At 72.1% G+C, this 13,222-nt stretch carries 11 protein-coding genes, 1 tRNA gene and 1 riboswitch; of the genes, 5 read left to right on the forward strand and 7 right to left on the reverse strand.

Going from position 1 to position 13,222, the window contains the following annotated elements:
• Positions 1–22 precede the first annotated feature (22 nt).
• From OG379_RS20785 to OG379_RS20795, 3 genes are all read right to left on the reverse strand, one after another.
• The gene (locus OG379_RS20785; RefSeq protein WP_104787660.1) at positions 23–244 is read right to left on the reverse strand and encodes a hypothetical protein; all 222 of its coding nucleotides are present in this window, start codon (positions 242–244) and stop codon (positions 23–25) included.
• Between the two features lie 85 nt (positions 245–329).
• Complete coding sequence (locus tag OG379_RS20790) at positions 330–488, reverse strand: hypothetical protein (RefSeq protein ID WP_393766209.1); 159 nt, start codon at positions 486–488, stop codon at positions 330–332.
• Between the two features lie 207 nt (positions 489–695).
• Positions 696–2,087, reverse strand: coding sequence for an FAD-binding oxidoreductase (locus OG379_RS20795; protein WP_405664664.1), 1,392 nt, complete (start codon positions 2,085–2,087; stop codon positions 696–698).
• A gap of 484 nt (positions 2,088–2,571) precedes the next feature.
• Here OG379_RS20795 and OG379_RS20800 point away from each other — a divergent pair.
• The 5 genes from OG379_RS20800 to OG379_RS20820 all read left to right on the forward strand — a co-directional run bounded on the left by OG379_RS20800 (position 2,572) and on the right by OG379_RS20820 (position 7,385).
• A tRNA-Met gene (locus OG379_RS20800) sits at positions 2,572–2,645 on the forward strand.
• 114 nt (positions 2,646–2,759) lie between these two features.
• The gene (locus tag OG379_RS20805; RefSeq protein WP_405664665.1) at positions 2,760–3,506 is read left to right on the forward strand and encodes a MerR family transcriptional regulator; all 747 of its coding nucleotides are present in this window, start codon (positions 2,760–2,762) and stop codon (positions 3,504–3,506) included.
• Between the two features lie 134 nt (positions 3,507–3,640).
• Entirely contained in the window at positions 3,641–4,798 is a 1,158-nt protein-coding gene (locus OG379_RS20810; RefSeq protein ID WP_405664666.1) for a PP2C family protein-serine/threonine phosphatase, read from the forward strand.
• A 233-nt stretch (positions 4,799–5,031) separates the two neighbouring features.
• Positions 5,032–5,184, forward strand: a riboswitch (cyclic di-AMP (ydaO/yuaA leader).
• Positions 5,185–5,195: 11 nt separating this feature from the next.
• Entirely contained in the window at positions 5,196–6,236 is a 1,041-nt protein-coding gene (locus OG379_RS20815; protein WP_405664667.1) for a M23 family metallopeptidase, read from the forward strand.
• A 204-nt stretch (positions 6,237–6,440) separates the two neighbouring features.
• On the forward strand, positions 6,441–7,385 hold the full coding sequence (locus OG379_RS20820) for an aldo/keto reductase (protein ID WP_405664668.1): 945 nt from the start codon (positions 6,441–6,443) through the stop codon (positions 7,383–7,385).
• Here the strand turns inward: OG379_RS20820 and OG379_RS20825 are convergent.
• From OG379_RS20825 to OG379_RS20840, 4 genes are all read right to left on the reverse strand, one after another.
• Positions 7,382–8,830, reverse strand: coding sequence for a PrsW family intramembrane metalloprotease (locus OG379_RS20825; RefSeq protein ID WP_405664669.1), 1,449 nt, complete (start codon positions 8,828–8,830; stop codon positions 7,382–7,384). The two genes, OG379_RS20820 and OG379_RS20825, sit on opposite strands and share 4 nt — an antisense overlap.
• Positions 8,831–8,900: 70 nt before the next feature.
• The gene (gene trmB, locus OG379_RS20830) at positions 8,901–9,794 is read right to left on the reverse strand and encodes a tRNA (guanosine(46)-N7)-methyltransferase TrmB (RefSeq protein ID WP_405664670.1); all 894 of its coding nucleotides are present in this window, start codon (positions 9,792–9,794) and stop codon (positions 8,901–8,903) included.
• On the reverse strand, positions 9,787–11,043 hold the full coding sequence (gene lhgO, locus OG379_RS20835; RefSeq protein ID WP_405664671.1) for an L-2-hydroxyglutarate oxidase: 1,257 nt from the start codon (positions 11,041–11,043) through the stop codon (positions 9,787–9,789). The genes trmB and lhgO overlap by 8 nt, the downstream gene beginning before the upstream one ends.
• 168 nt (positions 11,044–11,211) lie before the next feature.
• The gene (locus OG379_RS20840; protein WP_405664672.1) at positions 11,212–12,708 is read right to left on the reverse strand and encodes a sporulation protein; all 1,497 of its coding nucleotides are present in this window, start codon (positions 12,706–12,708) and stop codon (positions 11,212–11,214) included.
• Positions 12,709–13,222 lie beyond the last annotated feature (514 nt).

The raw sequence follows: 13,222 nt of genomic DNA on the forward strand, positions 1-13,222 counted from the left end.
GGCCGGAGGCCCGCCATCCCCCTCAGTCCAGGCCCTCCTCCCGCAACTGGTACATCAGGAGGAACGTCCGGTAGGTCTCCGCGGACACGTCCAGGCAGACGTCCGGCCGGAAGGTCCACGTCGACGTGTTGTCGAGGGCCCGCCGGCAGGCCGCCTCGGTCTCGGCCTCTGTCGGGATGTTCGAGATGAACGCGGCGATCAGCAGGACCACTGCGAGGACGACCACGCCGATACGGATGCGCATGGTCTCCCAACGACCGTGCGGCCGTACCGGTCACTCGGGCCGGCCGCTCCGGGCCGGACCCGCGGGGCCGGTCACGGCAGCCCGGTCACTCGGGCTCGTCGGCGACCGGGGGCAGGTCGGGCTCGATGAACAGGCCCGCGTACTGCGGAGTGGGCAGCGGCGACGAGGCGCCCGTGTCGGCGATCGTGGCCGCGGAGGCCGCGTCGTGGTGGCGCTGGGCCGTGCGGGCAGGCGTGTCGGTCATCTCAGGTGTCCTGTACGTAGGTGTGCGGTGAGAGCCCCGTGACCGAATCGCTGCGGTGCATGCCGGACCGGTCCTGACCGGCAGGGCGACGATGTGCCGCTACCGGTGCCGCGCCGCTCCGGGGGCGTCCGGATCATCAAGCGGTGCATGCAGACTGTAACCCTCCCAGCACGGCTTTCCCCCGGTATTCCGAGCCCGGCGTGACGGTCAGTGCGGCGGTGCGGGCTCGATGTTCTGGTTTGCGTGGAAGAGGTTGTGCGGGTCGTAGGATCGCTTGATCTCCGCGAGCCGGTCGTGGTGGCCGCGGTAGGTGGCCCGGACCCGGTCCTGGGACTCGTCCGTGCCGAGGAAGTTCACGTAGCCGCCGCCCATGGAGTACGGGTGCAGCGCCTCCCAGTAGCCTACGGCCCACTCCCGCAGCGCCGCCGCGTTGGCCGGATCGGGGTCGATGCCGGCGATGACGCCCGACCAGAGCGCGTCACGGTAGGCCCAGGCGGTGTCGTCGGGGCCGACCCGGCCGGCGGCTCCGTCGACCGGGTACAGGTGCATGGTCGACAGGCCGGTGGGGAGCTTCTCGGCGAAGGCGGCGTGCACGTCGACGGCGTCGTCCGTGATCCGGTCGAAGAAGTCCCCGCGCCAGTACCACTGGAGGCCGGACGGCATCAGTGCGTCGAACATCGACTGCAGCGCCGGATAGGGCATCGGCGCCGTGAAGTGGAAGGCGGGCGGCCCCGGTTCGTTCACCACCGCGAGGGTCTCGCCCAGGGAGTCCGGGTCGGCCGTCGAGGACCAGACGACCCCGCACATCTTCTGCCCGTGTATCTCCTCGGGGAAGGGCGGGCCCGGCGGGACGCTCAGCGAGGCGAAGAAGCCGGACAGGTCGTCGGGTGCCTGCGGCAGGAAGTCGCGGTACCAGCGCATGACGTCCTGGAAGAGCTCCAGGGGCCAGACGGTGATGCCGACACCCACTGTGTCGACGGGGTGCAGCTCGAAGTCGAACGACGTGACGATGCCGAAGTTGCCGCCGCCGCCGCGCAGCGCCCAGAACAGGTCGGGGTGCTCGCTCGGGTTCGTGGCGACGAAGCTGCCGTCGGCCAGGACCACGTCCGCGGAGACCAGGTTGTCCACCGAGAGGCCGTACTTCCGGGTGAGATAGCCGTGGCCGCCGCCGAGGGTGAGCCCGCCGACGCCGGTGGTGGACATGATCCCCGACGGGGTGGCGAGGCCGAAGGCATGCGTGACGTGGTCGAGGTCGCCCAGCGTCGCGCCGCCGTCCGCCTGGGCGGTCTGGGTGGCCGGGTCGACCCGTACGCCGTGCATCGGCGAGAGGTCGAGCGTCACGGCACCGTCCCGGAGGCCGAGGCCGAGGCCGGGGCCGCTGTGCCCGCCGCCCCGGACGGCGACGTCCAGGCCGTTGTCGCGGACGAAGTCGACGGCCGCCATCACGTCCGCCGTGTCGCGGCACCGGACCACGGCCGCCGGCCTCTTGTCGATCATGGCGTTGTAGACCGCCCGGGCCTGCCCGTACTCCTGGTCGTCCGGGCCGATGACCGGGCCGCGCAGAGCCGTTCTCATCGTTTCGAGCAGGGTGCCGTCCATGATCGTCTCCTAGCGCACGCATGCGCCCGGCCTCTCCTGGCACACCCCCGCGTCGGGTGGGGCAGCTGGGCCGACGCCGGCACCTGGGATGCCGCGCAGACGGGACCGAACACCGAAAGGCTTGCCCTTCCAGCGTCCCGCCGCTCCGGATGCCGCGCAATCGCGGAGCCGTGCCCCGGTGCCGGCCGGGGCACGGCGTGGGCTCAGCCCTGTGGCGCGGCCGAGGCGTTGTCCCGCGGGGCGATCGGGGCGGGTATGTGCGGTGTGGACATCCAGTAGCCGTCCAGACAGGCGAAACGCGAGATCGGGGGGTGCGGAAACATCCTTGAGCACGTCACTGTGCCTGCCAACTGCAAGGTATGCGCCCTGTGTTGACGCATAGCATCGGGGGCGAGGGGTTCCCGGTCGCGAGGGGGGTGGGGCAGGTGCGGCCATAAGTGGTCGGAGCACCGTCCCGGATGGCGTAGAGTTGCAATCACAACGGCGCGGGGTGGAGCAGCTCGGTAGCTCGCTGGGCTCATAACCCAGAGGTCGCAGGTTCAAATCCTGTCCCCGCTACTGAAGACAGAGGCCCGGATCCTTTCGAGGATCCGGGCCTCTGTCGTATGTCGTCACCCGGCCGTACGTGCGGCGCTTGACCTTGACGCTGCGTAAAGATCTAGCGTTTCCGGCATGGAGTGGTCCATCCAGGAAATCGCCCGGCGGGCCGGCACCACGAGCCGGACTCTCCGGCACTACGGCGACATCGGTCTCCTCGTGCCGAGCCGCACGGGCGCCAACGGCTACCGCTATTACGACCAGGAGGCCCTGGTCCGGCTCCAGCGCATCCTGCTCCTGCGGGAGCTGGGACTCTCGCTGCCCGCGATCAAGGACGTGCTGGAAGGGCAGCGGGACACCTCGGCGGCGCTCCGGGCCCATCTGCGCCTGCTGGAGCAGGAGCGCGAGCGCATCGGGCGGCAGATCGCCTCGGTGCGGACCACTCTCCGCAGGACCGAGGAAGGGGAGGAACTCATGGCCGAGGAAGTGCTCGACGGCTTCGACCACACGGTGTACGAGCAGGAGGTCACCGAGCGCTGGGGCAAGGAGGCGTACGAGCGGAGCGGCAGGTGGTGGCGCGGGCTGAGCGAGGACGGGCGCGCGCGCTTCCAGGGCGCGCACGATGCCATCGCCCGGGACTACGGGGAGGCCAGGGCGGCGGGCCTGGAGGCCGGCAGCGACGAGGTGCAGGACATCGCGCGCCGGCACTGCGAGTGGCTGTCGGTGACCATGGAGGTCACGCGCGCGTATGTGACGGGCATCGGGGAGATGTACGTCGCCGATCCCCGGTTCGGGAGGAACTACGATCGCCACGGGGACGGAACTGCCGTCTTCGTACGGGACGCACTGACGATCTACGCGCAGCACCGGCTCCCCGGCTGACCACCGGCGGGCGGGGGCTCCGGAGCGCTCCTCCCTTTGGCCGATGACGAGTCGCCGTTCGGCGCGGCTCCGGCCAGCCTGGGTGGGGCGCGGTACCGTCCGCACCCGTGGGTGGAGCGGGCAGGAGCGCACAGGTGGGGAAGCGGGACGGACGGCGGGGGAGCGCACCTGGGGCCTCCCGTTCCCGGAATTTCGTGCGTGCGCTGCCGGCTCTGATGATCGGTGCCGGCGTCGTCCTCGACCTCTCGACCCCGACCGTGGTCTCCGCCGTTCCGCTCTTCGCGGCGGCGCCACTGATCGCCGCACCGTTCTTCTCGCTGGCCAGCACCGTCCGCGTCGGGGTGACCGCGATCCTCGTGGTGCTCGCCATCCGGATCTCGGACGGGGAGCTCGGCAGGGTCGTGCCGGTCACCGATCTGCTCACCCTGGTCACGGTCGCCGCGCTCTCCCTCGTCATCAACCGCGTCGTGCGCCGCAGGAACGAGCAGCTGGCCTCGGCGAGGGTCATCGCGGAGACCGCGATGCGCGCGGTGCTCCCGACGCCCGAGGACCGGATCGGCGGGCTGCAGGTCGCGGCGCGGTACGAGGCGGCCCAGGCGGACGAGTTCGTCGGCGGCGACCTGTTCGCGGTCGCGGACACGCCGTACGGGGTGCGCCTGGTCCTCGGGGACGTACGGGGCAAAGGGCTGGACGCCGTGGCCGCGGTGGCCGTCGTGATCGGTGCGTTCCGGGAGGCCGCCGAGCAGGAGAGGTCGCTGGAGGGGGTCGTCCAGCGGCTGGAGCGGGCGCTGGCCCGTGAGGGCTCGCGACGGGGCGGGCTCGACTCCATGGAGGGGTTCGTCACCGCTGTCGTCGCGGAGATCCAGTCCGGCTCGGACGTCCTGCGGGTCGTCAACCGCGGGCACCCCGAGCCGCTCGTCCTGCACGCGGACGGGACGCTCGACGTGCTGGCGCCGACGGCGCCCGCGCTGCCGCTCGGGATGGGGCTGGACGCGTGGCCGGACCGGTCGGACGAGTGGACACTGCCGGCCGGGTCGATGTTCCTGGCGTTCACGGACGGGCTCTCCGAGGCGCGGGACGCGAAGGGCGTCTTCTACGACCCGGCGGCCCGGCTGCGCGGCCGGCTCTTCCCGGGGCCGGAGGAACTGCTGTCCGCGCTCACCGACGACGTACGGCTGCACACCGGCGGCCGGTCGACGGACGACCTGGCGCTCCTCGCGGTCGGGCGTCCGGCGCGGGGCCAGCAGGAGCGGCGGACGACGGTGAAGATCGTGGGGCGGGACCGTGAATGACCGGTCGCGACCGTCGGTAGTCGAAGGACCTCGCTCCGCATAACATTTGACGTACCGTCAGAAACTGCTGGCCGGATGAGGGGTGCTCAACTCGCCCGTTTGCGCCCGTTTGGCACCCGAAAGTCCAGGCCGGAGTCACGACTGATCTAAGGGAACAGCTTGGAATCGGACCCGGGTGTCTATTAACGTTCGATAACGCAGCGCGGTTGTACCCGCCGTCGCCAGAGACGGCACCGTGCGCAGCGCCGAATTCCGCAAGGGAACCGGGGAACCACCTACATGGGGTGAATCGGACACCTGTGTCTCGCGAGAGGCGAAGGGGTCCGTAGGAGACCTTCCTGCTCCGAACCCGTCAGCTAACCCGGTAGGCGAGAAGGAAGGAAAGGAGTGCGCCCACGTGGCGTCCAATCAGCCTGCCCCCGAGGCCCCGTCATCCTTCAGGGCCGACAGCCTCGGTCACGAGGACAGGACTTGGGAGGAATGGAACCCCACCGAGGAGTCCATCCGTCCCGTACGCGGTCGGCACCGCGTAGCCAAGCAGCGCGGTCTCGCCCGTAGCTCCACCGTCCTCGGCGTCGGCGTCATCGCGGCCGTCGGAGCGGGTGGCATGGCCACCGCGCAGAGCAAGCCGCCGGTCTCCATTTCTCTTCCCGATTCCATCGCGGACAATCTTCCCGACGCCAAGTCCCTTCCCGGCGTGGGTGCTTTCATGTCCGGCGACTCCGACCCGGACCACGAGACGGTCGCCGTGTCCGCTCCGCTGACCAGCGCGGGCATCACCGCCGCCGAGGCCGAGCAGGGCACCACCGACGCGGGCGAGGCGCTCCGCGCGCGCATCCTCCAGCAGGCCGAGCAGCAGCAGGCCGGAGCCGAGGCCGAGGCCAAGGCCGCGGAGGAGCAGGCGGCGGCCGAGGCGGCCGCGGCCGAGGCGGCGAAGCAGCAGAGCGAGGCGGAGGCGAAGGCCGCCGCGAAGAAGAAGGCGGCCGAAGAGGCGGCGAAGAAGAAGGCCGAGGCCGAGCGCCTCGCCAAGCTCGCCGCCAGCTACGCCATTCCGACCTCCTCGTACACCATCACCTCGACCTACGGGCAGTCCGGTTCGATGTGGTCGTCAGGCCACCACACCGGCCTGGACTTCGCGGCTCCGACCGGCACGCCGGTCAAGGCCGTGCACAGCGGCACCGTGAAGTCGGCCGGCTGGTCCGGCTCGTACGGCTACCGCACGGTCCTGGAGCTCGATGACGGCACGGAGATCTGGTACTGCCACCAGTCCTCGATGGACGTCACCGCCGGACAGAAGGTCACCACCGGCGAGACCATCGGCCGCGTCGGCGCCACCGGCAACGTGACCGGACCGCACCTCCACCTTGAGGTCCACACCCCGGACGGCACCGGCATCGACCCGATGGGCTGGCTGAGCAGCAAGGGTCTCTCGGTCTGATCCCGCTCGGACGCTGACTGATCCCGCTCGGACACCGGCCGATCCTGTTCGGACCGGCTGACCGATGCCGTTCGGACGTCGACGCCGCAGGCGGCGCACCGGAACCCCGGCGGCCCTGACGCACGACCCCCCGACGTCAGGGCCGCCGGTCTCTCCGGGGCCGTAAACGGAATAGTGGCCTCAGTCGGATCGTTGTTGCCGGGTATGACTTCTCTGCGCCCGCTCGGTTCATCGAGCCTTCAGGTCTTTCCCCTCGCCCTCGGTGGCAACGTCTTCGGCTGGACGGCCGACGAGGACCGCACCTTCGCGGTTCTCGACGCGTACGTGGCGGCCGGAGGAAACTTCATCGACACGGCCGACTCCTACTCCGCCTGGGTCCCGGGCAACGAGGGCGGTGAGTCGGAGACCCTCATCGGCAAGTGGCTGGCGGCCCGCTCCCGCCGCGACGATGTCGTCATCGCCACGAAGGTCGGCGCCCATCCCGCGTACAAGGGCCTCTCGCCCACCACGATCAAGGCGGCGGCCGAGGCGTCCCTGCGCCGGCTCGGCACCGACCACATCGACCTCTACTACACGCACTTCGACGACGAGAGCGTCCCCGTCGAGGAGATCATCACCGCGCTCGACCAGCTGGTGAAGGCGGGCACGGTCCGGGAGATCGCCGCCTCCAACATCAGCCCCGAGCGGCTCCAGGCCTCCCTGGACTTCTCCGAGCGAGAGGGCCTCGCCCGCTACGTCGCGCTGCAGCCGCACTACAACCTCGTCTCGCGTGACACCTACGAGGGCGCGCTCCAGGACACGGCGGCCGCTTCCGGTCTCGCCGCCGTCCCGTACTTCGCGCTGGCCTCGGGCTTCCTCACCGGCAAGTACCGGGTGGGCGCCTCGGTCGACAGCGCGCGGGCCGAGGGCGCGGCCAAGCACCTGGAGACCGAGCGCGGGCGCAAGGTGCTCACGGCGCTCGACAGGATCGCCCAGGAGCACGGTGCCGAGATCGCCACCGTGGCCCTCGCCTGGCTGGCCTCGCAGCCGACCGTGGCCGCGCCCATCGCCTCCGCGCGTACGGTCGAGCAGCTGCCGGCGCTGGTGGCGGTGGCGGAACTCCGGCTGACCGACCGGGAGCTGGCGGAGCTGACCGAGGCATCCGCCTAGGAGGGACCGGTGGGGCGCCCGCCCTCCTCCAGGTACGGGTTGTGGCCGCCGTAGTGCCGGTGCGGTGCGGGGAGGTGCTGCGGCGGGCCGCCGTACGGGAACTGACGGGGGAACGGCGGCGGCGCCGACGGGCGGGAGGCGCGTAGCCGCCCCGTCGCGTGGGCCGCGTACGTCAGAGCCGGCGCCGCGATCTCCCGGCGGTGCCACAGATGGTGCAGCAACTCCTGCTCGCGGAGGGCGAAGTCCCGGCCCGCGCCGTCATGGCGTGCCCTCCGGCGCAGCATGGCCAGGGACGTGGCGAACGACTCGTACTCCGCGACGGCGCGGGCCGCGGCCCTGCCCCGTGCTCGGTCCGGGTGGCTGTTCCAGTGCCTGGCCATGTCGCGGGCCATGCCCCGCGCCCGCATCGAGGCCAGGGCGAGCGGCTCGGCGGGGGTCAGCCAGCCGGCCGCCGCGTACACCGGCAGCTCGGTGGAGAGGGTGCGCAGCTCCCGCTGGCGCGACCAGACCGCCAGCCAGGTCACCAGTCCGAAACACGGCACCATGAACGCGCCGTACACCGCGTAGAAGCCGTACGGTCCGAAGGCCGACGAGCCGTTCCACAGGGCGTGCATGCCCATGGCGAGGGTGAGACCGAGCAGGGGCAGGACGACCCGGCGCACCCGGTGGCGTGAGCCGCCGAGCGCCGCGATGCCGAAGCCGATGCCGGAGAGCACGGTGAACAAGGGGTGCGCGAACGGCGACATGACCACGCGGACGAAGAACGTCCCCGCCGTCACCGAGGCGAAGCCCGTGGTCCCCATCTGCTGGTCCTCGCCGAAGGCGTTGCCCAGGTAGAGGATGTTCTCGGTGAAGGCGAAACCGGTCGCGGTGAACCCGGCGACCACGATCCCGTCGACGATCCCGCCGAACTGCCGTCTGCGGAAGAGGAAGATCAGCAGGACCGCGATGGCCTTCGCGCTCTCCTCGACGACAGGGGCGACGACCGTGGCCCCGAGGGTGTCGGCGCTCGCCGGATCCGCGGTGGCTGTCGCTATCCACCGGGTCGCGAAGGAGTTGGCGATGATCGCCACGAGCGCCGCGGCGCACGCGCCCCAGGAGAACGCGAACAGCAGATTCCGCCAGGGGCCGGGCTCGACCCGGTCGAGCCAGCGGAAGGCCGCCATCAGCAGCGGCACGGGCAGCACGGCCAGCCCCAGCCCCACCAGGAAGCCCTCCGTGCCCGTCTGCCGGCGCACCAGGGCCAGGATCACCAGACCGCAGAGCGCGAGCACCGTGATCAGCGCACCGGCGCGGAACGCCTTGCTGCGCCAGACCATGCCGACGCGGCGGGGCCGGTAACGCCACTGGCCTCGCTCCGGGACGGCGCCCAGGAACTCGTCGAGCTTCTGCTCCTCGAGAACCGGGACGTCCGGCTGCTGGTGCTGCACGGACCCCTGGTACACCCGACGACCCTAACCAGGGTCACTGACACCTGGCCATGCCGCCGTGGCCGAGATGGCGGGCCGTGGCTGATCAGCGACGGGTGAACAGCACGTCGTGCACGACATGGCCCTTGTCCAGGCCCTGGCCCTCGAAGCGGGTCAGCGGCCGGAACGCGGGCCGTGGCGCGTAGCCGCCGTCCGCCTGGGTGTTCTCGAACAGGGGGTGGGCCGTCAGGACTTCCAGCATCTGCTCCGCGTACGGCTCCCAGTCCGTCGCGCAGTGGACGAGCGCGCCCGGCTTCAGGCGCCGCGCCACCAGGTCGAGGAACTCCGGCTGGATCAGCCGCCTCTTGTGGTGCCGCTTCTTGGGCCAGGGATCGGGGAAATACACCCGGAGCCCGTCCAGAGCGGCCGGCTCCAGCATCTCGCGGAGCAGGATGATCGCGTCGCCGTTGGCGACACGGACGTTGGACACCCCGGCCCGGTCCGCGAGACCCAGCAGGTTGCCCTGGCCGGGGGTGTGGACGTCGACGGCCAGGATCCCGGTGCCGGGGTCGTCGGCCGCCATCTGCGCCGTCGCCTCGCCCATCCCGAAGCCGATCTCCAGGACCACCGGAAGGCCGTCGAACAGGGTGGGGAGATCGAGGACGCCCTTGCCGTCGATGTCCAGGCCCCACTTGGGCCACAGCCGCTGGAGAGCGTCCTCCTGGCCGGCGGTCACCCGGCTGCGGCGGGGCTGGAAGCTGCGGATCCGGCGCTCGTGGTGCGAGCCCGCCGGGTCGGCGGCCGGGCCGCCGGGGAAGCGGGGCTCCTGGCGCAGCCTGCGCTGTCGCTCGAAGGAGGCGGCGCGCCGCTCCGCGGCGTCCGCGTCCGGCGTGGCACCGGGGCCGGTCTCCGGCGTGGCGCCGGGCGTCTCCGCGGCGGGGCCGGGCGTCTCCGCGGCGGGGCCGGGCGTCTCTGGGGTGGGGTTCAGGGGCTCAGACACAATGACCCGATTCTACGGCGGGAGGCGCCCACCCCGTCGCGCGAGCCCGCAGCAGGGCCCGTCGCGCCACCTCCCTCCCGATGGGCAGGGACGCGGTCGCGGCGGGGGACGGGGCGTTCAGCACGTGCACGGTGTGCGGGGCGTCCCGGATCAGGAAGTCGTCCACCAGCGTGCCGTCCCGCAGGACCGCCTGGGCCCTGACCCCGGCCGGGGAGGGCCGCAGATCGGCCTCCGTCACCTCCGGCAGCAGCCGCTGGACGGCCCGCGTGAACGCGCTCTTCGACAGCGATCTGTGCACCTCGCCCGCCCCGTACCGCCAGTGGCGCCGGGCGATGCGCCAGGAGCCGGGCCAGGCCAGGGTGGCGGCCAGCTCGCGCGGGTGGACGACCGCCCGGCCGTATCCCTCGCGGGCCAGGGCCGGCACGGCGTTCGGACCGACGTGGACCGCGCCGTCGACGCCCCGGGTCAGATGGACCCCGAGGAAGGGGAACGCAGGGTCCGGGACCGGATAGACCAGCCCGCGCACCAGCTCCGGCCTGGCCAGCTCGTAGTACTCCCCGCGGAACGGCACGATGCGCGCGCCCGGGTCGTCGCCCGCGAGCCGGGCCACCCGGTCGCTGTGCAGCCCCGCGCAGTTGACCAGCACACGGGCCCTGACCACCTGGCCGTCGGCCGTGCGCACCGCGACACCCCAGGGGCGCCGGTCGACGGCGACGACCTCCGCGCCGTAACGGATCTGTCCGCCCGAGGCGCTCACCTCCGCGGCGAACCGGACGGCGACCGCGGTGAAGTCACACACCCCCGTCGTCCCCACCCGGATCGCCGCGAGGCCGCGCACCCGTGGTTCGTACTCCGCGATCTGGGCGGGGCCGAGCTCCCGGACCGGCAGGCCGTGCGCCCGTCCGCGCTGCACCAGGGCGTGCAGCCGGGGCAGCTCTCCCCTGTCGGTCGCGACGATCAGCTTGCCCGTCACCGCATGGGCGATCTCGTGCTCCGTGCAGAAGTCCACCAGCTCGGCGGCGCCCCGCACCGCGTAGCGCGCCTTGAGCGAGCCCGGCGCGTAGTAGATGCCGCTGTGGATCACCCCGCTGTTGCGTCCCGTCTGGTGCTTGGCCGGGCCCCACTCCTTCTCCAGCACCGTGACCCGGGTCCCTGGCGCGGTGCGCGTGATCGCGTACGCGGTCGACAGACCGACGATTCCGCCACCGATCACCAGCACATCGCAGTCGTACGCCGCGTGCGTCATCATCACGCCACCTCCCACCCCGATAGTGCACTGACCCACTGACAACGGGCTCAAACCAGGGAAGGCGTCTGCGTGGCGGGACGTTTCTGCTCCGGACCTTCCCCGGATCGGGCGAAGATCCGGCGAAACCGGGGCGTACCGGTGGAGTCCCGGGGTCCCGCCCGGGAGGGCCTATGCCGGGGCGACGAGGAGCGGACGGGCCCGTTCCCGCAGCTCGGCCACGCGGGGCTCGTCCCCGTACGGTTCCAGGCGGTGCAGCAGGTCGCGTACGTACTCGTTGGTGCGCGCCGAGGAGATGCGTCCGGCCACCTCCACCGCCCGCGTCCCGGCCGCGCAGGCGGCGTCGAGGTTGCCCGACTCCAGCTCGGCGACCGCGGACACGACGAGCCGCAGCCCGTGGGAGCGGACGAACTCGTCCGTGGGTTTCGACAGGGCCTGCTCGGTGAAGCGCCGCACCTGCCGGGGCGCCTTCAGGTCGCGGTAGCACTCGGCGGCGTCGGCGGCGAACCTGTCGTACGAGTAGAACCCGAGCCACGCCGGGTCGGAATCGCCGGCCCGGGAGCGCTCCAGCCAGCTCTCGGCGGCCCGCAGAGCGGCCCCCGCGGCCGGTGCGTCGCCTGCCTTCGCGTGGGCGCGCGCCTCCACGAGCCGGAAGAAGCTCATGGTCCGCGCGGTGGCGAGCCCGCGGTTGCGCTCGACCGCGGCCTGCGCGAGGTCGACGCCCTCGTCGGCGAAGCCCCGGTAGGTCGCCTGGAGGGACATCGACGCCAGGACGTATCCGCCCAGCGGCACGTCGGCGGCGGCACGGGCCAGGCGCAGCGCCTGGATGTAGTAGCGCTGGGCGGCCTCCTGCTGGCCGGTGTCGAAGGCCATCCACCCGGCGAGCCTGGTCAGCTCGGCGGAGGCACCGAAGAGCGCCCTGCCCACCTCGTCGCTGTACGAGCCCAGCAGGAGCGGGGCGGCGTCGACCCGTAAGCACTCCGGGACCATGGAGGAACGCCAGTCGCCGCCGCCGTACTTGGAGTCCCACCGGCGTGCGTCCTGGGCTGCCTCGCGCAGCTTGGTCACGTCGCTGTGGCCGACGCGCAGCAGCGGGCCGTCGGCGGCGGTGTCCGGGCCGGGCTGGACGGGCACGCCGGCCTGCGCGCCGGGTGCGCCCTCCGTGCCGAGGATCGCGGCCTGCGCGGCGGTCGGGTCCCGTGCGACCGACGGATCGGCGGGGGTTATGAGCCAGCGGGACGCGGGGGTCGCATAGGCGCTCACGGCGAAGGAACCCGCCAGCGACTGCCAGATCCCTCCGCCGCCCCGTCGGCCCGCCAGATCCAGCCGGTACAGATCCGTCGCCGAGCGGACCGCCTCACCCACGTCGCGGGGGAAGGCGAGACCGACCTCCGGCGCCGGATCGGCGTCGGCGAGCCCGATCTCGTGCAGCGGGACGGGACGGCCGAGTTTGGCCCCTATCGCCGCCGCGATGAGATGGGGCGCGGCGCCCTGCGGCACCATGCCCTTGGCGACCCACCTGGCCACCGACGTCTTGTCGTAACGAAGCGTCAGACCGCGCTGTGCTCCGAGGTCGTTGACCCGCCGGGCGAGCCCGGCGTTGCTGATTCCCGCGAGGGCGAGAACCGTGCCGAGCTTCTCGTTCGGCCCGCGTTGCTCCCTGGACATGCGCCACCCCTCGACACACAGACGGCCGCCGCGTCACCGTCAGGCGCGCGGCATTCGTACCGTGTTCTCCCCAGGTACGGTCCTGGGCACTCCGGCCGCACACGCATTTGGCCGAGCCCCGTGGAATATGCCGCCCTGCTGAGAACATCGGTAAACCCAGCGTAGTTCGCCGCATCCCCACCGTTAAGGGGCAGACCTCCGTATGGCGGGAATGTTGTCCGTGCGGTGCGGGGCGTGGGCGCCGTGCTCCTGATGTGTGGCCGTGCGCCCGGCCGTGCGCTCTGGTCCGGCCGTTGCGCAAGCGCTTCGATGGATCCTGCGTGGGTCGGCCCGCTGAACTGGACTCGGCGGGCTGGGGGAGACCGCCGCCCCAATCCCCGCGGGCGGCGAACCGGTCCGGGAGGTGACGAACACCTCCCGGACTGTGCGCCGCACGGGCGGGGTTCGGAGAAGCGGTCGTGCGGGCCGGCGCACCGGGGGGATGCGCCGGCCCGCACGTCGCCGCACCTCGGAC

The organism is Streptomyces sp. NBC_01166 (genome assembly GCF_045039765.1).
In the GTDB taxonomy this organism is placed as follows: Bacteria; Actinomycetota; Actinomycetes; order Streptomycetales; family Streptomycetaceae; genus Streptomyces.